At 60.3% G+C, this 19,616-nt stretch carries 20 protein-coding genes and 1 pseudogene; 14 read left to right on the top strand and 7 right to left on the bottom strand.

Annotated elements, in window-relative coordinates; genetic code table 11:
• Window positions 1-96 precede the first annotated feature (96 nt).
• Window positions 97-1,047: an alpha/beta hydrolase gene (locus JQF37_RS12405; protein WP_130205778.1), complete on the top strand. Its 951-nt coding sequence runs from the start codon at window positions 97-99 to the stop codon at window positions 1,045-1,047.
• Window positions 1,048-1,165: 118 nt separating this feature from the next.
• On the opposite strand, the gene JQF37_RS12410 is transcribed toward JQF37_RS12405, so the two are convergent.
• Window positions 1,166-1,918, bottom strand: coding sequence for a DUF2059 domain-containing protein (locus JQF37_RS12410; RefSeq protein WP_130205780.1), 753 nt, complete (start codon window positions 1,916-1,918; stop codon window positions 1,166-1,168).
• Between the two features lie 108 nt (window positions 1,919-2,026).
• On the opposite strand from JQF37_RS12410, the gene JQF37_RS12415 reads away from it, so the two are divergent.
• Both JQF37_RS12415 and JQF37_RS12420 read left to right on the top strand, forming a co-directional pair.
• Window positions 2,027-2,659 (top strand): 2OG-Fe(II) oxygenase, encoded by a 633-nt coding sequence (locus tag JQF37_RS12415; RefSeq protein WP_103402857.1) that lies wholly within the window; start codon window positions 2,027-2,029, stop codon window positions 2,657-2,659.
• A 2-nt stretch (window positions 2,660-2,661) separates the two neighbouring features.
• Window positions 2,662-3,147 carry a DUF523 domain-containing protein gene (locus tag JQF37_RS12420; protein WP_130205782.1) on the top strand — a complete coding sequence of 162 codons (486 nt, stop codon included), beginning with the start codon at window positions 2,662-2,664 and terminating at the stop codon, window positions 3,145-3,147.
• A gap of 126 nt (window positions 3,148-3,273) precedes the next feature.
• On the opposite strand, the gene JQF37_RS12425 is transcribed toward JQF37_RS12420, so the two are convergent.
• Window positions 3,274-3,858 carry a transporter substrate-binding domain-containing protein gene (locus JQF37_RS12425; protein WP_130205784.1) on the bottom strand — a complete coding sequence of 195 codons (585 nt, stop codon included), beginning with the start codon at window positions 3,856-3,858 and terminating at the stop codon, window positions 3,274-3,276.
• Between the two features lie 135 nt (window positions 3,859-3,993).
• On the opposite strand from JQF37_RS12425, the gene JQF37_RS12430 reads away from it, so the two are divergent.
• Window positions 3,994-4,419, top strand: coding sequence for a DUF4399 domain-containing protein (locus tag JQF37_RS12430; RefSeq protein WP_130205786.1), 426 nt, complete (start codon window positions 3,994-3,996; stop codon window positions 4,417-4,419).
• A 58-nt stretch (window positions 4,420-4,477) separates the two neighbouring features.
• Here JQF37_RS12430 and serA read toward each other — a convergent pair whose 3' ends face one another.
• Window positions 4,478-5,707, bottom strand: a complete 1,230-nt coding sequence (gene serA / locus JQF37_RS12435) for a phosphoglycerate dehydrogenase (RefSeq protein WP_130205788.1) — start codon at window positions 5,705-5,707, stop codon at window positions 4,478-4,480.
• Window positions 5,708-5,913: 206 nt separating this feature from the next.
• Between serA and JQF37_RS12440 the strand changes: the two genes are divergently transcribed.
• The 4 genes from JQF37_RS12440 to JQF37_RS12455 all read left to right on the top strand — a co-directional run bounded on the left by JQF37_RS12440 (window position 5,914) and on the right by JQF37_RS12455 (window position 10,127).
• Window positions 5,914-7,308, top strand: coding sequence for an FAD-binding oxidoreductase (locus tag JQF37_RS12440; protein ID WP_103402854.1), 1,395 nt, complete (start codon window positions 5,914-5,916; stop codon window positions 7,306-7,308).
• Between the two features lie 37 nt (window positions 7,309-7,345).
• On the top strand, window positions 7,346-8,011 hold the full coding sequence (locus tag JQF37_RS12445) for a fumarylacetoacetate hydrolase family protein (protein ID WP_130205790.1): 666 nt from the start codon (window positions 7,346-7,348) through the stop codon (window positions 8,009-8,011).
• 168 nt (window positions 8,012-8,179) lie between these two features.
• On the top strand, window positions 8,180-9,106 hold the full coding sequence (locus JQF37_RS12450; protein WP_130205791.1) for an SdiA-regulated domain-containing protein: 927 nt from the start codon (window positions 8,180-8,182) through the stop codon (window positions 9,104-9,106).
• 103 nt (window positions 9,107-9,209) lie between these two features.
• The gene (locus JQF37_RS12455; protein WP_130205793.1) at window positions 9,210-10,127 is read left to right on the top strand and encodes an SdiA-regulated domain-containing protein; all 918 of its coding nucleotides are present in this window, start codon (window positions 9,210-9,212) and stop codon (window positions 10,125-10,127) included.
• Window positions 10,128-10,250: 123 nt separating this feature from the next.
• Here the strand turns inward: JQF37_RS12455 and rpiA are convergent, their stop codons facing one another.
• Window positions 10,251-10,925, bottom strand: a complete 675-nt coding sequence (gene rpiA, locus JQF37_RS12460; RefSeq protein WP_130205795.1) for a ribose-5-phosphate isomerase RpiA — start codon at window positions 10,923-10,925, stop codon at window positions 10,251-10,253.
• 316 nt (window positions 10,926-11,241) lie between these two features.
• Between rpiA and ilvA the strand changes: the two genes are divergently transcribed.
• Window positions 11,242-12,756, top strand: a complete 1,515-nt coding sequence (gene ilvA, locus JQF37_RS12465) for a threonine ammonia-lyase, biosynthetic (RefSeq protein WP_130205797.1) — start codon at window positions 11,242-11,244, stop codon at window positions 12,754-12,756.
• Window positions 12,757-12,795: 39 nt separating this feature from the next.
• Window positions 12,796-13,221, top strand: a complete 426-nt coding sequence (locus JQF37_RS12470; protein ID WP_130205799.1) for a DUF2269 family protein — start codon at window positions 12,796-12,798, stop codon at window positions 13,219-13,221.
• Here the strand turns inward: JQF37_RS12470 and JQF37_RS31360 are convergent.
• Both JQF37_RS31360 and JQF37_RS12475 read right to left on the bottom strand, forming a co-directional pair.
• A pseudogene (locus JQF37_RS31360) lies at window positions 13,214-13,294 on the bottom strand (outer membrane lipoprotein carrier protein LolA); the annotation flags it as partial. The gene JQF37_RS12470 and the pseudogene JQF37_RS31360 overlap by 8 nt on opposite strands.
• 35 nt (window positions 13,295-13,329) lie before the next feature.
• Entirely contained in the window at window positions 13,330-13,986 is a 657-nt protein-coding gene (locus JQF37_RS12475) for an HAD family hydrolase (protein ID WP_130205801.1), read from the bottom strand.
• Between the two features lie 143 nt (window positions 13,987-14,129).
• Here JQF37_RS12475 and JQF37_RS12480 point away from each other — a divergent pair, with 143 nt between their 5' ends.
• Window positions 14,130-14,609, top strand: coding sequence for an RNA pyrophosphohydrolase (locus tag JQF37_RS12480; protein WP_007897732.1), 480 nt, complete (start codon window positions 14,130-14,132; stop codon window positions 14,607-14,609).
• Between the two features lie 22 nt (window positions 14,610-14,631).
• Entirely contained in the window at window positions 14,632-16,911 is a 2,280-nt protein-coding gene (gene ptsP / locus JQF37_RS12485) for a phosphoenolpyruvate--protein phosphotransferase (RefSeq protein ID WP_130205803.1), read from the top strand.
• Between the two features lie 115 nt (window positions 16,912-17,026).
• On the opposite strand, the gene JQF37_RS12490 is transcribed toward ptsP, so the two are convergent.
• Window positions 17,027-17,773, bottom strand: coding sequence for an NRDE family protein (locus JQF37_RS12490; protein WP_130205805.1), 747 nt, complete (start codon window positions 17,771-17,773; stop codon window positions 17,027-17,029).
• Window positions 17,774-17,905: 132 nt separating this feature from the next.
• On the opposite strand from JQF37_RS12490, the gene JQF37_RS12495 reads away from it, so the two are divergent.
• On the top strand, window positions 17,906-18,688 hold the full coding sequence (locus JQF37_RS12495) for a sulfite exporter TauE/SafE family protein (protein ID WP_130205807.1): 783 nt from the start codon (window positions 17,906-17,908) through the stop codon (window positions 18,686-18,688).
• A gap of 83 nt (window positions 18,689-18,771) precedes the next feature.
• On the top strand, window positions 18,772-19,584 hold the full coding sequence (gene lgt / locus JQF37_RS12500) for a prolipoprotein diacylglyceryl transferase (RefSeq protein ID WP_103402844.1): 813 nt from the start codon (window positions 18,772-18,774) through the stop codon (window positions 19,582-19,584).
• Window positions 19,585-19,616: the final 32 nt, after the last annotated feature.

A 19,616-nucleotide genomic window follows, 5' to 3' on the forward strand; every position in this document is an offset into this window, starting at 1 on the left:
GGGTTCACTCCTTGAAAGTCGGCTAGCTTGCCATGCTTGCTGCGACAGATGAATATCGCAGATCCATAAAGTCCGTTTCACTCTCTGGAATAATTCATGCCGGCCACCTTCGACCCTGATCACCTGCGCGCCAGCCTGCGTCCATTGGCCGAGAGGCAGCCGCTGTCAGTAGAGGCACAGGCTTATCAGCGGTTTTACGGGCTGGACTTTTCTACGCGCAATGTACGCAGCGGACTGGGGCGTTTTCAGGTCGATGGCTATGAAATCGTCAGCCAGTTCTGGTGGCCCGAACGGGCGAAGGCGACGCTGTTTGTGTTTCATGGCTTTTATGACCACACCGGACTTTATCGGCACGTGATCGAGTGGGCGCTGGATCAGGGGTTTGCCGTGATTGCCTGCGATTTGCCGGGGCATGGGCTGTCCAGCGGCGAGCGGGCGAGCATCAGGGATTTCGCCGAGTACCAGGACACCCTGCAAGGGCTGTTCAACGAGGCGCAATCCCTGGAGCTGCCGCAACCGTGGCATTTGTGCGGGCAAAGCACCGGCGGCGCCATTGTGATCGATCATGTGCTGAATGCGGGGGCGAGCAGCCCGGCGCAGGGCCAGGTGATTCTGCTGGCACCGCTGGTGCGGCCGCGGGCGTGGGGTTGGTCGAAATTCAGCTATTACCTGCTCAAGCCTTTCGTCAAAGGCATTGCCCGACGTTTCAGCGAAAACTCCAACGACCCGGAATTTTTGCCCTTCCTGCAGGCCGATCCTTTGCAGCCACTGCGTCTGCCGACGGCTTGGGTAGGCGCGCTGGCACGCTGGATCAAACGCGTCGAAGCCGCACCGGCGAGCCCCCGGCGACCACTGATTGTGCAAGGCCAGGCGGACATGACCGTGGATTGGGAACATAACCTTGAGGTGTTGCGGGGCAAGTTTGATCGGCCGCAGGTGCTGATGCTGCCCGAGGCAAGGCATCATCTGGCGAATGAAATGCCGGCGTTGCGAGGGCAGTACTTCGGGTTCTTGACCAAGCGGATCAAGGGCCGGAATGGTCAGTGACCATACGTGCCCCATCGCGGGCAAGCCCGATCCCACAGGATGTGTGGCCTTTCAAAATTGACCAACGACCTGTGGGAGCGAGCCTGCTCGCGATGGCGATTGATCGGGCTCCCAAAAATTACTGGGCCAGGTTCGACGTGCTTTGCCCCACCGCCAGCCCCGCCCGAATCGCCGCCAGTGCCGCCTGGTAATAAGCCTTGCCCTCTGCCGACTCGGCAAATGTGGCGAACTCTTCCAGTTCTTCATCCGACAGGTCGCGATAGACATACAGCAGAGTGTTGTTCAGGTCGCTGCCGATCTGCTCCATCAAGCGCTGGCGCTGTCCGTTCAACATGCCTTGCGCCTGGCCGGCGCCGAGCAGGCCGGGGATCATCGCGCTCAGGCTGTCGGCCGCGACACCGGCAATCGCCAGGCTGACTTCCGCGCCGGCCTCGCGAGCGGGCAGGGCCTGGGCCAGGTGACCGATGATCAACAGGCGGCTGTCGCTGGCCTGCATCTTCGGCAAGCCCTTGGCGTTTTTCGCCAGTTGATCGCGGCGGGTCGCCAGCAATTCGGCGGTGACGATCTTCTTGCCCAGGGGCGACTGGAAGAAGTCCAGTGCCGGTTTCGGATCGGCGAGGTGCTTGCGCAGCTGCGATTCGGCGCGCTGGTCCATGGCTTTGGGGTCAAAGCGCTGATTGCTGTTGTTGATCAGTGCCTGGAACACGGCGGGTGGCAGGCTGCTCTGGTAGCGCTGCTGGGCGGCTGAAAGGGCATCGTTGAAATGCGCGCGTTGTTCTGGCCAGCCGGCGACCTTGTACAACTGGTCATGGCCGTCTGCCCAAGCGGGCAACACGCAGAACATCAGCAGGGAGAAAAGCAAACGGCGCATAGGGACTCCTGTCAGCAGGCGACTATTCTCCGTGTGGCATACGGACTTGTCGAGAATTCGTATCAACCCGCTGCGTGGCTCTGTCGGATTTTCAGGCGCAGGAATACTATGCGCGCCATGCAAATACCTTCTGATCACCCGTTGCTGTTACGAATCGTCGATGACCTGGCCGCCAATGGCTGGTCGCAGCAAAATATTTTCCTGCCTCTGGATCTGACCCGAGCACTGGCGGCCGAGTGCCGTAAACGTGCTGCCGAGGGTGAACTGGCCCCGGCTGCGGTAGGGCGCGGGCCCACCTCGGAGATTCGCGAGGGCATTCGCGGCGATCATATCCAGTGGATCGAGCCCGGCCAGGCCGAGGCTTGCGACAGCTATCTGGGATTGATGGACAGCCTGCGCGAGGCCATGAACCGCGATCTGTTCCTGGGCCTGGAAGATTTCGAAAGCCATTTCGCGATGTACCCGCCCGGGGCGTTCTACCTCCAGCACGTCGACCGGTTTCGCGATGACGACCGGCGCATGGTCTCGGCGGTGGTCTACCTCAACGACGCCTGGCTGCCCGAACACGGTGGTCAGTTGCGCATGTACCTGGATGAAGGTGCGGCATACGATGTGATACCGACTGGCGGCTGCCTGGTGGTCTTCCTGTCGGGCGAAGTTCCCCATGAAGTGTTGCCTGCGACCCGCGAGCGCCTGTCGCTGACCGGGTGGTTCCGGCGTCGCGGCAACGAGCCGTTCTGATCATGCAGAAAATTCTGGTAAGCCGCTGTCTGCTGGGGCATCGCGTACGTTACGACGGCGGGGCCAGCGGGCCGTTCGATCCGCTTCAGGCATGGCTCGACGAAGGCCGCGTCGTGCCGTTGTGCCCGGAGGTCGCCGGAGGATTGCCGACACCACGGGCCGCTGCCGAAATTCCCGGTGGGCAGGGTGGCGAGGTGCTGGATGGCCAGGCGTCGGTGCTGACGACCGAGGGTGAGGACGTCAGCGCGCAGTTCCTGAGTGGTGCCCGTCAGGCACTGGAACTGGTGCAGCAGCACGGCATCCGCATTGCCATCCTCAAGGCCAACAGCCCGTCCTGCGGCAATCTGCTGACCTATGACGGCACGTTCAGTGGGGTGAAGGTCAGTGGCGAAGGCGTGACGGCTGCACTGCTCAAGCGCCACGGCGTGCAAGTCTTCAGCGAGCTGGAGCTGGCTGAAGCGGCGGCAGCCCTGGAAAACCTGAGCTGACCCCGAACTCAAGGAGCTGGCTTGTCGGGTCGCCACATCGCAGCGATGGCCGTTAACGATAACGCGTGTGAGCTGGGTAAACGCGGCGCACTTGAGTCCTTCGCGCGCAAGCTCGCTCCTGCAGAGTCATTGTTTCAGCGTTGCATCCGCATCTGCCCCAAACCACTTCTCCTCCAGCGCCTGAAGCCGGCCATCGGCCTTGATCCGCTGCAATGCGTTTTCCAGGCTGGCATGAAATGCCGGATTGCCCTTCTGAAACGGAATCGCCAGGTTCACGGGTGAACCGGTTTTCGGCTTCTCTTCCGTCAGTGATTGCACCAGCAGCATTGAGCGTGGCTCATCCTTCTGCGCGATCAATTGTGCATCGGCGCGACCGTAAGGTTCGCTGAAGTCGAAACGTTCCTTGAGCGCCGGGGTCTCTGTTATGTGATTGATGGCGATGTCGTACTTGCCGCTTTCGACACCGGTCAGCAAATCGCTGCCGTCGGTGACGACGAAGTCAGCCCGAACATCCAGTTCGTCGGCGAGCAGTTGACCCAATTCAACTTCGAAGCCCTCAAGCTTGTCGTCTTTCTTGAAACTGAAAAGGGGTGTATTAGCCTCAAGGGCTATGCGCAGTTCGCCGCGGTCGTTTACGTCATCAATCAGTTCGGCATGAGCCAAAGGGCTCAGAAGGGGTAGCAGGCAGATCAGGCCAGGCAGAAAGCGCATGGTCACTCCTTTGAATTTTTTATCGCGACCCTCTGATTCAGGCTCGCTTTGCTATGGTTGTCGAGTGCCTTCGACAACGATTGACCATGAAGTTGTGATGGTCACGCGGATTTTACGGAAAAACTGGAGAAGAGAATGAAAACCTTTATGTCACGTGCTGCTTTGGCTGGCCTGCTGATGGGCGTTTCTGTGCTGGCCAGTGCTGCGACTCCGGCGCCTGCGGGTGCTGAAGTGTCCATCGTTTCTCCTAAAGACGGTGCGACGGTCCCACAGACTGTCGTCGTCAAGTTTGCTGTCGAGAATATCGCGCTGGCGCCGGCAGGCGATCCCACCAAGAACACGGGCCACCATCACCTGCTGATCGATGTGGACAAACTGCCGGCGGCGGGCGCGCCGATTCCGAACGATGCCAACCACCTGCACTTCGGCAAGGCGCAGACCCAGGCTGAAGTAACCCTGACACCGGGCAAGCACACCCTTCAACTGGAGTTGGGCGACAGCGGCCACATGCCGTTCGATCCGCCGATCGTTTCGAAGAAGATCACCGTAAACGTCAAATAACGCTGTTGCGCGCATGAAAAAGGGAGCCTTGAAGGCTCCCTTCTTTATCAGCTCACGATCAGAACAGCACGCGGCTACGGATGGTGCCGTTGACGTGTTGCAGCTTCTCTTGCGCCAGCTCCGAGTACTCGGCGTCTACGTCGATAACCACGTAGCCGACTTTCTCGTTGGTCTGCAGGAACTGACCGGAAATGTTGATGCCGTTTTCGGCGAAGACCTTGTTGATCTCGCTCATCACACCCGGAATGTTCTCGTGGATGTGCAACAGGCGATGCTTGCCAGGGTGAGCCGGCAGGGCCACTTCCGGGAAGTTCACGGACGATACCGAGGTACCGTTGTCGCTGTACTTGACCAGTTTTTCTGCCACTTCCAGACCGATGTTGGCTTGCGCCTCGGCGGTGGAACCACCGATGTGCGGGGTCAGGATCACGTTGTCCAGGCCACGCAGCGGGCTTTCGAACTCTTCATCGTTGGAGCGTGGCTCCACCGGGAATACGTCGATGGCAGCGCCGATCAGGTGCTTGTCCTTGATGGCAGCGGCCAGGTGGTCCAGTTCGACCACGGTGCCGCGCGCGGCGTTGATCAGGATGCCGCCCTTCTTGATGGCGCGGATTTCCTTCTCGCCGATCATCCACTGGGTCGCAGCGGTTTCCGGCACGTGCAGGGTCACGATGTCGGACATGCCCAGCAGCTCGTTCAGGCTGCCGACCTGGGTGGCGTTACCCAATGGCAGTTTGGTCACGGTGTCGTAGAAGTACACCTGCATGCCTAGGCCTTCAGCCAGGACCGACAGTTGAGTACCGATCGAGCCGTAGCCGACGATGCCCAGCTTCTTGCCACGGATTTCGAAGGAGTTGGCCGCGCTCTTGATCCAGCCGCCACGGTGGCAGGAAGCGTTCTTCTCAGGGATGCCGCGCAGCAACAGGATCGCCTCGGCGAGCACCAGCTCGGCAACGGAGCGCGTGTTGGAGTACGGTGCGTTGAACACAGCGATACCGCGCTCGCGGGCCGCGTCCAGGTCGACCTGGTTGGTGCCGATGCAGAAACACCCTACAGCCACGAGCTTTTTCGCGTGATCGAAGACTTCTTCGGTCAGTTGAGTGCGCGAACGAATGCCGATGAAGTGAGCATCAGCGATCTTTTCCTTGAGCTGGGCTTCCGGCAGAGAACCTGTGAGGTACTCGATGCTGGTGTAGCCCGCCGCCTTGAGGACGTCGACAGCCGATTGGTGGACGCCTTCGAGAAGAAGGAACTTGATCTTGCTCTTATCGAGAGAAGTCTTGCTCATCTGCGTAAACCTGTATCCCGGAGAAAAATGGCAGGGAAGGGAGCAGCCCGGAGCTGACCCGGACGGCAGGAAAGCCGTCGCCGCAGAACAGCCGTTGGGCACTATGCTGCGGGGTCGGTATGCTAGCATATGCGCCCCGCTAAACACTCATTCCTGCGACGTGAAGCGTTCTCAGGATGACCATGAATTGTTCGAGAGTTCTGTCGATGACCAATCCTGCCCTGATTGATGAGCTGAAGACCCTGGTTGAGCCCGGCAAGGTGCTGACCGATGCCGACTCCCTGAATGCTTACGGTAAGGATTGGACCAAGCATTTTGCCCCGGCCCCGACCGCCATCGTGTTCCCGAAGACCACCGAACAGGTCCAGGCCATTGTCCTGTGGGCCAATAAACACAAGGTGGCACTGGTGCCATCCGGCGGTCGTACCGGGCTTTCCGCCGCCGCCGTGGCCGCTAATGGCGAAGTGGTCGTGTCATTCGACTACATGAACCAGATTCTCGATGTGAACCTCACCGACCGCACCGCCGTTTGTCAGCCGGGCGTGGTGACCGAGCATCTGCAGAACGTGGCCGAAGAAAACGGCCTGTACTACCCGGTGGACTTCGCTTCGGCAGGTTCGAGCCAGATTGGCGGCAATATCGGCACCAATGCCGGCGGGATCAAGGTGATTCGCTACGGCATGACCCGTAACTGGGTGGCCGGCATGAAAGTGGTCACCGGCAAGGGCGACGTGCTGGAACTCAACCGCGACCTGATCAAGAACGCCACCGGCTACGACATGCGTCAGCTGTTCATCGGCGCCGAGGGCACCCTCGGATTTGTGGTCGAAGCGACCATGCGCCTGGATCGGGCACCTAAAAATCTCACCGCGATGGTCCTCGGCACCGCCGATTTCGACTCGATCATGCCGGTGCTACACGCGTTCCAGAGCAAGCTCGACCTGACCGCCTTCGAATTCTTCTCCGATAAAGCCCTGGCCAAAGTCATGGCCCGTGGCGACGTGCCGGCGCCGTTCGAATCCGATTGCCCGTTCTACGCGCTGCTCGAATTTGAAGCGACGACCGAAGAAGTGGCCAATCACGCGCTGGAAACCTTCGAGCACTGCGTCGAGCAGGGCTGGGTGCTGGACGGCGTCATGAGCCAGAGCGAAACCCAGCTGCAGAACTTGTGGAAGCTGCGCGAATACATCTCCGAAACCATTTCCCACTGGACGCCATACAAAAACGACATTTCGGTCACTGTGTCGAAAGTCCCGGCGTTCCTGAAGGAAATTGACGCGATCGTCGGCGAACACTACCCGGATTTCGAAATCGTCTGGTTCGGTCACATCGGTGACGGCAACCTGCACCTGAACATCCTCAAGCCGGATAACCTGAGCAAGGACGAGTTCTTCGCCAAGTGCGCGACCGTCAACAAGTGGGTATTCGAAACCGTCGAGAAGTACAACGGTTCGATCTCCGCCGAACACGGTGTTGGCATGACCAAGCGTGATTACTTGACCTACAGCCGTTCCCCGGTTGAGATCGAGTACATGAAAGCCGTCAAAGCGGTGTTCGACCCGAACGGCATCATGAACCCGGGCAAGATTTTCGCTGTTTGATTTTCGAATTTAAGCGCTACGAACCAGGAGTCGGTCCATGAGCTATCAGCACCAGTATGTCGACGGTACGCGTATTCATTTCCCGCTGGGGAAAGTGGTGTGCATCGGCCGTAACTACGCGGAACACGCCAAGGAACTGGATAACCCGGTCCCGACCGAGCCATTGCTGTTCATCAAGCCGGGCAGTTGCGTGGTGCCTCTGGAGGGTGGCTTCAGCATTCCGACCGACCGCGGTTCGGTGCATTACGAAGCGGAAATCGCGGTATTGATCGGCAAGCCATTGTCGACCAAGCCAAGCCGTGAAGAAGTGCTCGACGCCATCTCCGGTTTCGCCCCGGCCCTGGACCTGACCCTGCGCGACAAGCAGGCCGAGCTGAAATCCAAGGGCCTGCCCTGGGAAATCGCCAAGTCCTTCGACGGCGCGGCGGTGATTGCGCCTTTCGTCTCCGGCAGCACCTTCGCCGACCTCACCGACATCGGCATTCGCCTGACCATCAACGGCGAAGTTCGCCAGGATGGCAACAGCAGCGTGATGCTCAATCCGATCGTGCCGATGATCCAGCACATGGCCGGCTGCTTCTCGCTGCAGGCCGGTGATGTGATCCTCACTGGCACGCCAGTGGGCGTGGGGCCGTTGAATGTCGGTGATGAGATTGTCCTGGAACTGCCGGGCGCCAGCCGCTTCACCAGCAGCGTTCGTTAGTCGAGACACCGCTGAATCTTGTGGGGGCGAGTTTGTTCGCTCCCACAAGACGTTCCCGCCATTTCCCGTTTTTTTCACATTCTGTCTGGATAATTCCAGGGTTTCGGCATTTGAGCCGATCCCAACTGTGCTATTACCCATAGCCTGAATTTCTGGATGCATTCCCTGATGGCTACCCAACCGCTGCCCACGTCGAAACCTGCCCGTCGTTCGCGCTTCGTCATGCGTTGGTATTCCTGGCTTTTGCTGGTCGTCGCCGTCGCCTATGGCCTCGCGTATGCCATGCATTGGGGCAATCGTGGCGTGCTGTGGGTGCGCGAGCAGTTCAGGAGCCCGGCCGAGCGCCAGGCGAGCGTCTGGCTGCCGGATTATCGCGCGGTGATCGACGCCAAGCCCCTGTCGGGTATGGAAAAGGACGAAGCGTCGGACCTGGCCTACGATCCGCAGACCAAAACCCTGTTTTCGGTCATGGGCAAAAAACCGTTTCTGGTCGAGTTGACGTTGCAGGGCGATGTGCTGCGCAAAATGCCGCTGGTGGGCTGGAGTAATCCGGAAGGCGTCACGGTGCTGGGTAACGGCTTGTTGGCCATTGTCGATGAGCGCGCGCACTTGATTACCATCGTCAAGGTCGATGCCGATACCCGCGAGCTGAACATCGCCAATTTCCCGAAATACGACCTCGGCCCGTCGAAAGACCAGAACAAGGCGTTCGAAGGGGTCACTTGGGACTCGCGCAATCAGCAATTGATGCTGGGCGAAGAGCGCCCGCCAGCATTGTTTGCCTGGAAAGGCGACGGCAAGGTGCTCACCGGAGACAAGGTCAAGCTTGTCAGTCATGCACTGGACATGCGCAATCTCTCGGCCCTGACCATCGATCCGCGGACCGGGCACATGCTGGTGCTGTCCGCCGATTCCCATCTGTTGCTGGAGCTGGATAAAAAGGGCGAGCAGGTCAGCTTCATTGCCCTGCTGGGTGGTTTCAATGGCCTGAAAAACACCATTCCCCGCGCTGAAGGCGTGACCATGGACGACGCCGGCGCGCTGTACATGGTGAGTGAGCCCAACCTGTTCTACCGCTTCGAGAAACAACGCTGACCAGCGGCTGTTCCTGCATTGTTTTTCAGCGCTCATGACCTTTAAGCTTGAATTCAGACAGGCGTGATATTTCATCCGTCTGTTTTGATTCCGAGCTGCCTGAATGCGTCGACTTGCCCGCCCCAAACCATTGATATTGATTCTCTCGGTGATTGTGCTGATCGTGTTGTCTGCGATTGGCCAGTACCTGCGCCTGTTCGAGCGCGCCTGGTTCAACCTGAACACGCTTTGGCAGCCGATGAATGCGCAATCCATTGGCCTGGACCGCTATCAAGTGGTGCTGGAGGGACAAGTCATCGAAGGCCTGGATGACGATGTTTCGGCCTTGACCTTCGACCCGGTACGCAAAAGCCTGTTCACCGTGACCAATAAAAACGCCGAGCTGATCGAGCTGTCCCTGGACGGCAAAATTTTGCGTCGCGTGGCATTGATCGGCTTTGGCGATCCGGAGGCCGTTGAGTTCATCAGCGCCGACACCTACGTGATCACAGATGAGCGCCAGCAGCGCCTGATCAAGATTCATCTGGAGCAGGGCACCACTTTCCTCGATGCGGCGGACGCCGAACAGATGACGCTTGGCGTGCACATGAGCGGCAACAAGGGGTTTGAAGGACTGGCATACGACTCGGTGGGCAAGCGTCTGTTTGTCGCCAAGGAGCGCGACCCGATGTTGATCTACGAAGTGCACGGGTTTCCGCATTTCAACCCGGAAAAATCCTACGCGGTGCATGTCATCAACAATCCCAGGCGTGATGCCGGGATGTTCGTGCGGGACCTGTCGAGCCTGCAATATGACGAGCGCAGTGGCCACCTGTTGGCGCTGTCCGACGAGTCGAGGCTGATTCTTGAACTGGATGTGGACGGTCGACCGCTGAGCACCCTGTCGCTGAACAAGGGCCGGCAGGGGTTGCAAAAGACCGTTCCGCAAGCGGAGGGGATCGCCATGGACGACGACGGCACGATGTACCTGGTGAGCGAACCGAACTTGTTCTACGTCTTCAAGAAGCCGCCGCAGCCTTGACCAGCACTGCAAAACCAATGTGGGAGCGAGCCTGCTCGCGATTTCGGTCCATCATTCAACATCTGAGTCGACTGATCAGGCCTGATCGCGAGCAGACTCGCTCCCACAGTTTTTGTGTCTGGCTTACTCGGCGCGCAGGGTCTTCACGCCTTCACGGGTCCCCAGCAACAGCAAATCCGCAGGGCGCGCAGCGAACAGGCCATTGGTGACCACGCCGACAATCGCGTTGATCTGCTTTTCCAGTTCCACCGGGTTGGTGATCTGCATGTTGTAGACATCGAGAATGATATTGCCGTTGTCGGTCAGCACGCCTTCACGATAGACCGGGTCGCCGCCGAGCTTCACCAGTTCGCGGGCCACGTGGCTGCGGGCCATCGGGATCACTTCCACTGGCAGTGGGAAGTTGCCCAGCACCGGCACCAGTTTGCTGGCGTCGGCGATGCAGATGAAGGTCTTGGCCACGGCCGCGACGATCTTCTCGCGGGTCAAGGCTGCGCCACCGCCCTTGATCAGGTGCAGGTGTTCGTCGCTTTCATCGGCGCCGTCGACGTAGAACTCCAGGTCGCTGACGGTATTGAGCTCGTACACCGGAATGCCATGACCCTTGAGGCGGGCGGCCGTGGCTTCGGAGCTGGCAACCGCGCCGTCGAATGCGCCCTTGTGCTGGGCCAGGGCGTCGATGAAGCAGTTCGCGGTGGAGCCGGTGCCGACCCCGACGATGCTCTTGTCATCGAGTTTCGGGAGGATGAAGTCGACGGCGGCCTGAGCCACTGCCTGTTTGAGTTGATCCTGGGTCATGCGGGCTCCGAGGTGCCGAAGAGGGGAAACGAAAGGCCAGCATTATAGGCCTTGGGAGCGGCGCAGGTCATTGCCCGATTGGCGGGTCAGATGCACACCCAATTACTGTAGGAGCGAGCTTGCTCGCGATGGTCGTGAACGATAACGCGTAAAACCTGATGCCCCGCAGTGCCTTTGGTATTTTCGCGAGCATGCTCGCTCTTACAGGGAGTGATCTCTTTCGGGTGACTTAAAACCATCGGTTTAGTGTGGTCGTCTGCCCAAAAGCCGGGTTAGACTCCGTGGTCCTGCCCAACCCGCTCAGTGATGCTTTCCGATGCTTGAACAGTACGTCAAAAAGATCCTCACCTCGCGCGTTTATGACGTTGCCGTAGAAACCCCATTGCAGACTGCCCGTCAGCTCTCCGAGCGGCTGGGTAACAGTATTTTGCTCAAGCGCGAAGACTTGCAGCCGGTGTTCTCATTCAAGATTCGTGGCGCTTACAACAAGCTGACCCAATTGAGCGACGAAGAGCGCGCCCGTGGCGTGGTCACCGCTTCGGCGGGCAACCATGCGCAAGGCCTGGCCCTGGCGGCCAAGGTGTTGGGCGTGAAAGCGACCATCGTGATGCCCAAGACCACGCCCGAGATCAAGGTCGAAGGCGTGCGCTCCCGTGGCGGCAAAGTGGTGCTGCACGGCGATTCGTTCCCGGAAGCCCTGGCCTATTCGCTGAAACTGGTCGATGAAAAAGGCTACGTCTACATCCACCCTTATGACGATCCCCACACCATTGCCGGGCAGGGCACGGTGGCCATGGAGATTCTGCGCCAGCATCCAGGGCGCCTGGACGCGATTTTCGTCCCGGTGGGCGGTGGCGGGCTGATCGCCGGTATCGCGGCTTACGTGAAATACCTGCGTCCCGAAATCAAGATCATCGGCGTCGAGCCAGACGACTCCAACTGCCTGCAGGCCGCCATGGCGGCCGGTGAGCGCGTTGTGCTGCCGACCGTGGGCATCTTCGCCGACGGCGTCGCGGTGGCCCAGATCGGTCAGTACACCTTTGATATCTGCAAAGACCACGTCGATGAAGTGATTACTGTCAGCACCGACGAAATCTGCGCCGCGATCAAGGATATCTACGACGATACCCGCTCGATCACCGAACCTGCCGGCGCCTTGGGCGTGGCGGGCATCAAGAAGTACGTCGAGCAGCACGGCGTCACCGGGCACACCTTCGTGGCCATCGATTCCGGCGCCAACGTCAACTTCGACCGTTTGCGTCACGTGGCCGAGCGTGCCGAGCTGGGTGAAGGTCGCGAAGCCATCATCGCCGTGACCATTCCCGAGAAACCGGGCAGCTTCAAGGCGTTCTGCGAAGCCATCGGCAAGCGCCAGATCACCGAATTCAACTATCGCTACAACACCGGCAGCGAGGCGCACATCTTCGTTGGCGTGCAGACGCACCCCGAAACCGACCCGCGCAGTGCGCTGATTGCCAGCCTCAGCGAGCAAGGCTTCCCGGTGATCGACCTGACCGACAACGAACTGGCCAAGTTGCACATTCGCCACATGGTCGGCGGCCGCGCGGCCCAGGTGGTCGATGAAGTGATCCTGCGCTTCGAATTCCCTGAGCGTCCGGGGGCATTGTTCAACTTCCTCAACAAGCTCGGCGGGCGCTGGAACATTTCGATGTTCCACTACCGTAACCATGGTGCGGCGGATGGCCGTGTGGTTGCCGGCCTGCAGGTGCCGCACGATGAGCGTCACCTGGTACCCGCAGCGCTTGAGGAAATTGGCTATCCGTATTGGGACGAAAGCGACAACCCGGCCTATCGGCTGTTTCTTGGCTGAACGGCTACGCTGATGGGCAAGCCATAAGGAAATCGAGCCATGGAAACGTTGACTGCCCTGAAAGCGGCGCACATGGTGGCGACAGTCGTGTTGCTGCTGGGCGCATTGGGCTTGGGGATCTGGGTCTGGCGGGCCCGGCGCAACGGTGATGCGACGGCGGCAAGTCGCACCCTGCAAAGGCCGCGGGTGTTTGTCTGGCTGTTGATGGGGCTGGCGCTACTGAGCATGCCGTTTACCGGCTGGGGAATGGTCCACCTGGTGGGGTGGCCCTTGGGGCAGACCTGGCTGCTGGCATCGAGCGTGTTGTACACCGTGGCGGCGCTGGCGTGGTTCTGGCTGCTGGTGCGCTTGAACCGGTTGCGCAAGACGCCGGGCGGTGTCGGCAAGTTCAGCTTTGCCTTGGCGTTGTTCAGCTTTGTCTGTTTTATCGCCATTGCCGGCTTGATGGGCGCCAAGTCAGTGTAGGAGCGAGCCTGCTCGCGAAAAACCCAAGATCACCGCGGGGCATCAGGTGCCCCGCGTTTTCGTTAACGACCATCGCGAGCAGGCTCGCTCCTACAGTAGGGTCATCAGTCAGTCGCGCAGACTGATGACCGGCCAGCCACGCTTTTGGGCTTCAGCATGGAGGTTGGGGTCCGGATCGACGGCCACCGGATTCGCCACCTGCTCCAGTAACGCCAGGTCATTCATCGAGTCGCTATAGAAGTAGCTGTCTTCCAGCGAATGCCCAGTCTCGTCCAGCCAACGATTCAATCGCGTCACCTTGCCTTCACGGAAGCACGGCACGTCGGTGCTGCGCCCGGTGTAACGGCCGTCGACCATCTCGCATTCGGTGGCGATCAGGGTTTCGACGCCCAGGCGTGCGGCAATCGGCCCGGTCACGAAGCGATTGGTGGCGGTGATGATCACCAGTTTGTCGCCGGCTTCGCGGTGCCTGTCCAGCAGTTCAATCGCCTTGGGCAACATGATCGGCTCGATGCAATCGCGCATGTAGTCGTTGTGCCATTGATCCAGCGTGGCCATTTCGGTGCGGCCGAGGACCTCGAGACAGAAATTCAGGTAGGCGTCGTTATCCAGCTTGCCAGCCAGGTAATCCTGATAGAACTCGTCGTTGCGTGTCTTGTAGGCCACGGCGTCGAGGAAGCCGCGCTCACAAAGGTAATCGCCCCACGCGTGGTCGCTGTCGCCGCCCAGAAGGGTGTTGTCCAAGTCGAATAAAGCCAGCCGCATTGCAGTTACTCGCTGAAAAGTCTGTAGAAAGGCGTCCAGAATACGGACTTTTCACAAGAGTGCACATAAGGTAGGCCGGCGCGTTGCTGCCTTCACGACCTTTGTGGAACAATGCGACGACATGCGTTTGCGAGGTTGTTGCCGTGATCGACCCCGATGGTTTCCGTCCTAATGTCGGGATCATTCTCACGAATGATGCCGGACAGGTGCTATGGGCTCGCCGTATCAATCAAGATGCCTGGCAGTTTCCCCAAGGTGGAATCAACCCCCAGGAGACGCCGGAAGACGCCTTGTACCGCGAGTTGAACGAAGAAGTGGGCCTGGAGCGCGAAGATGTTGAAATTCTCGCCTGCACCCGGGGCTGGTTGCGCTATCGTTTGCCGCAACGTCTGGTCAGGACCCACAGCCAACCGCTGTGCATCGGCCAGAAGCAGAAATGGTTTCTCCTGCGCCTGATCTCCAACGAGCAGCGGGTGCGGATGGATTTGACCGGTAAACCGGAGTTCGATGGCTGGCGCTGGGTCAGCTATTGGTATCCGTTGGGCCAGGTTGTGACATTCAAGCGCGAGGTGTATCGACGCGCCCTCAAAGAGCTTGCCCCGCGCCTTTTAGCGCGCGACTGACGACGGAGTTCGACCCCGAGCCATGCTCAATACGCTGCGCAAGATCGTCCAGGAAGTTAACTCCGCCAAGGATCTCAAGGCGGCGTTGGGGATTATTGTGTTGCGCGTCAAAGAGGCCATGGGCAGCCAGGTCTGCTCGGTCTACCTGCTTGATCCCGAGACCAACCGTTTCGTGCTGATGGCCACCGAGGGCTTGAACAAGCGCTCGATCGGCAAGGTCAGCATGGCGCCCAATGAAGGTCTGGTCGGTCTGGTCGGCACGCGTGAAGAACCCCTGAACCTCGAAAATGCCGCGGATCACCCGCGCTACCGCTACTTCGCCGAAACCGGCGAAGAGCGCTACGCCTCGTTCCTCGGGGCGCCGATCATCCATCACCGTCGCGTCGTCGGCGTGTTGGTCATTCAGCAAAAAGAACGCCGCCAGTTCGATGAGGGTGAAGAAGCCTTCCTCGTGACCATGAGCGCGCAGCTCGCCGGAGTTATCGCCCACGCCGAGGCCACCGGTTCGATCCGTGGCCTGGGCCGTCAGGGCAAAGGCATTCAGGAAGCCAAGTTCGTCGGCGTACCGGGTTCGCCGGGCGCGGCGGTCGGTACGGCAGTGGTCATGCTGCCTCCGGCCGATCTGGACGTGGTGCCCGACAAGACCATCATCGACATCGACGCCGAGCTGGGGCTGTTCAAGACCGCCATCGAGGGTGTGCGCGCCGACATGCGCGCATTGTCCGCCAAGCTCGCCACCCAGTTGCGCCCCGAAGAGCGCGCCCTGTTCGACGTCTACCTGATGATGCTCGACGACGCGGCGCTCGGCAGTGAAGTGACCACCGTGATCAAGACCGGTCAGTGGGCCCAGGGCGCGTTGCGTCAGGTGGTCACCGATCACGTCAACCGTTTCGAATTGATGGACGACGCCTACTTGCGTGAGCGCGCCTCGGACGTCAAGGACCTGGGCCGGCGCTTGCTCGCTTACCTGCAGCAAGAGCGTCAGCAAACCCTGGTCTACCCCGACAACACCATTCTGGTCAGCGAAGAACTGACGCCGGCCATGCTCGGCGAGGTGCCGGAAGGCAAGCTGGCAGGTCTGGTCTCGGTACTCGGTTCGGGTAACTCCCACGTGGCGATCCTGGCGCGCGCCATGGGTATCCCGACGGTGATGGGCCTGGTCGACCTGCCGTATTCCAAGGTCGACGGCATCCAGATGATCGTCGACGGCTACCACGGCGAGGTCTACACCAACCCGAGTGACGTGCTGCGCAAGCAGTTCGCCGATGTGGTCGAGGAAGAGAAACAACTGGCACTGGGCCTCGATGCGCTGCGCGATCTACCGTGCGTGACCGTCGATGGCCACCGCATGCCGCTATGGGTCAACACCGGCCTGCTGGCGGATGTGGCGCGAGCGCAGAAGCGCGGGGCCGAAGGCGTTGGCCTGTACCGCACCGAAGTGCCGTTCATGATCAACCAGCGCTTCCCCAGCGAAAAGGAACAACTGGCGATCTACCGCGAGCAGCTCGCCGCGTTCCACCCGCAACCGGTGACCATGCGCAGTCTGGACATCGGCGGCGACAAGGCGCTGTCGTATTTCCCGATCAAGGAAGACAACCCGTTCCTCGGCTGGCGCGGCATTCGCGTGACGCTCGACCACCCGGAAATCTTCCTGGTCCAGACCCGCGCCATGCTCAAGGCCAGCGAAGGCTTGAACAACCTGCGAATCCTGCTGCCGATGATCTCCGGCACCCATGAACTCGAAGAAGCCCTGCACCTGATTCACCGGGCCTGGGGTGAAGTGCGCGACGAAGGCACCGACGTGCCGATGCCGCCCATTGGCGTGATGATCGAGATACCGGCGGCGGTGTACCAGACCAGGGAACTGGCGCGGCAGGTGGACTTCCTGTCGGTCGGCTCCAACGACCTGACCCAGTACCTGCTGGCCGTGGACCGTAACAACCCACGGGTAGCCGATCTCTACGACTACCTGCACCCGGCGGTACTGCAAGCACTGCAAAACGTGGTGCGCGACGCCCATGCCGAAGGCAAGCCGGTGAGCATTTGCGGTGAGATGGCCGGTGATCCGGCGGCGGCGGTGCTGTTGATGGCCATGGGTTTCGACAGCCTGTCGATGAACGCCACCAACTTGCCGAAAGTGAAGTGGATGCTGCGCCAGATCAACCTCAGCAAGGCCAAGGAATTGCTGGCCGAGCTGATGACCATCGACAACCCGCAAGTGATCCACAGCTCGCTGCAACTGGCGCTGAAGAACCTCGGGTTGTCGCGGATGATCAATCCGGCTTCGGTCAAAACCCTCTGAAACACTGACCGCCCCATCGCGAGACAAGCTCGCTCCCACACTGGATTTGCGAACGACGCAAACCCCTTGTGGGAGCGAGCTTGCTCGTGATGGGGCCTGTCCATGCACTACAAAATCAAAGCCTGATCTCTATCTCCCCCAAATGCCCGCCATAGGGCCCGAAACTCCTTTCGACCAAATGCCGCGAACCGTCCGCGTGCACGATCAGCGCCGTACTCGCCCGGGTGCCGTAACTCTGGCTGGCAATGAACACGCTCGACAGCAACGTCTCGGTCGCCAGTCCCACCCCCGTATCCGGCAACTCGGCGAACGGCGCGGTCTGCGGATCGCTCAGCAAGGCCAATAGCACCTCGGGTCGTGGATCATCCAAGGCTGCGCTCAACGCAGCCTTGGCCCTGAGCAGCTTCGGCCACGGTGTATCCAGACTGGCATTCGACACCCCGTAGATTCCCGGTTGCAGCATGACGGCTTCCGACTCCCGGGCATTGAAATGCCACAGCTCGTGCAGGTTGCCCACCAGCAGGTTAAAGCCACCATATTCCGGCGAACGTGCGACAACATCGGCTAAATACTCATCAATGGGTATTTCTCCGTCAAGAAAGCGTGCCACCAGTTCGCCGCGGGATCTGCGTCCGGGCGGTCGATGCGGATCGCGAATATTGGTCAGCGCGGCAAAGCGACCGTTGGCGCCGATGCCGAGCCAGGTTCCACCCGCCTCCAGGTCGCGTCCGGCGTGGACCTGCGGTGTTTCGGACCATTGCGCCAGCGGCAGGCTGGGGCGGGCGTAGAATTCGTCGCGGTTGGCCGCCACGATCAGTGGTTGGGCATGGTCCGGGCGCCAGGCGAAAACAATCAGGCACATAAGGTTGTCCTTGTGTGTTTTTTGCTCACTCTACGCAGTCATCGTGCGGGTATCCATCGCCATCCAGTGGAGCCGGGGGCCATGCATCCGTTACCATGCCGCTCCGGTTTTGGGGTTGGATGGTGAAGCACCATGGAATTTCTGCTCTATCTGGCGCTCGGCGCCTGTGCCGGCGTGCTGGCCGGGCTGTTTGGCGTCGGCGGCGGGATCATTATCGTCCCGGTGCTGGTCTTTAGTTTCAAGGCGCAAGGGTTCGATCCGTCGATCCTCACGCACCTGGCAGTCGGCACGTCCCTGGCGACCATCATTTTTACTTCGGTCAACGCCATTCGCGAGCATCACCGGCGCGGCGCCGTGCGTTGGCCGATTTTCGTCTGGCTGACCGTTGGCATCCTGATCGGCGCCGGTTTCGGCGCAGTGACGGCCGAAGCGATCTCCGGGCCAAACCTGCAAAAGATCATTGGTGTGTTCGCCCTGGTCATCGCCGCGCAGCTGGCGCTGGATTTCAAACCCAAGGCCAGTCGAACGGTGCCGGGTAAATTCGGTCTGACCGTGGCCGGCAGTGTCATTGGCTGGGCGTCGGCAATTTTCGGGATTGGCGGTGGCTCGCTGACCGTGCCGTTCCTGACCTGGCGCAGTGTGCCGATGCCGCAAGCGGTGGCCACGTCATCGGCCTGCGGCTTGCCGATTGCGTTGTCCAGTGCATTATTTTTCATGATTCTGGGCTGGCACGATCCATTGCTGCCGGCCCATAGTCTCGGTTTTGTTTATTTGCCGGCATTGCTGGGCATTGCCCTGACCAGCATGTTCTTCGCCCGCATCGGCGCGCGATTGGCTCACAAGCTGTCGCCGAAGTTGCTGAAAAGACTGTTTGCCGCTTTGCTGTTCTGCGTCGGCCTGAACTTCTTGCTCTGACGCACCGCGCAATCCTGGCTTAATCCTGAGGTGGCAGCGTCGCCCGGGAATTTTTGAGATTTGAACTCTAACGAGGAGTCGCAATGCTGCCTTACCCGCAGATCGACCCGGTGGCCCTGGCCATCGGTCCGCTGAAAATCCACTGGTACGGTCTGATGTACCTGATCGGCATCGGCGGCGCCTGGCTGCTGGCGTCGCGCCGGATGAACCGCTTCGATCCGACCTGGACCAAGGAAAAACTCTCCGACATGGTGTTCTGGATGTCGATGGGGGTGATCGTCGGTGGCCGCCTCGGCTACGTGCTGTTCTACGATCTGAGTGCGTACCTGGCCAACCCGACGCTGATTTTCGAGGTGTGGAAGGGCGGCATGTCGTTCCATGGCGGCTTCATCGGTGTGATGCTGGCGGCCTTGTGGTTCGGTAAAAAGAACAACAAGTCGTTCTTCCAGCTGATGGACTTCGTCGCGCCCATGGTGCCGATCGGCCTGGGTGCCGGGCGCATTGGCAACTTCATCAATGCCGAGCTGTGGGGCAAGCCGACCGACGTGCCGTGGGCAATGATCTTCCCGCCGTTCAGCGATCCGGCGCAGTTGCCGCGTCACCCGTCGCAGTTGTATCAGTTCGCCCTCGAAGGCGTGGCGCTGTTCCTGATCCTGTGGCTGTTCTCGCGCAAGCCGCGGCCAACCATGGCGGTCTCCGGGATGTTCGCGCTGTTCTATGGCATCTTCCGTTTCATCGTCGAATTCGTCCGCGTGCCGGACGCACAACTGGGCTATCTGGCCTGGAACTGGCTGACCATGGGCCAGGTGCTGTGCGTGCCGATGATCGTTGGCGGGCTGTTCCTGATCTGGCTGGCGTATCACCGCGCCCCGGCAGCTCCAGCGGCAGCCGTATAAATTCGAACCCCGCAGCGACGGCTGCGGGTTCA

This window comes from Pseudomonas sp. MIL9 (genome assembly GCF_016887925.1).
Classification (GTDB): Bacteria; Pseudomonadota; Gammaproteobacteria; order Pseudomonadales; family Pseudomonadaceae; genus Aquipseudomonas; species Aquipseudomonas mohnii.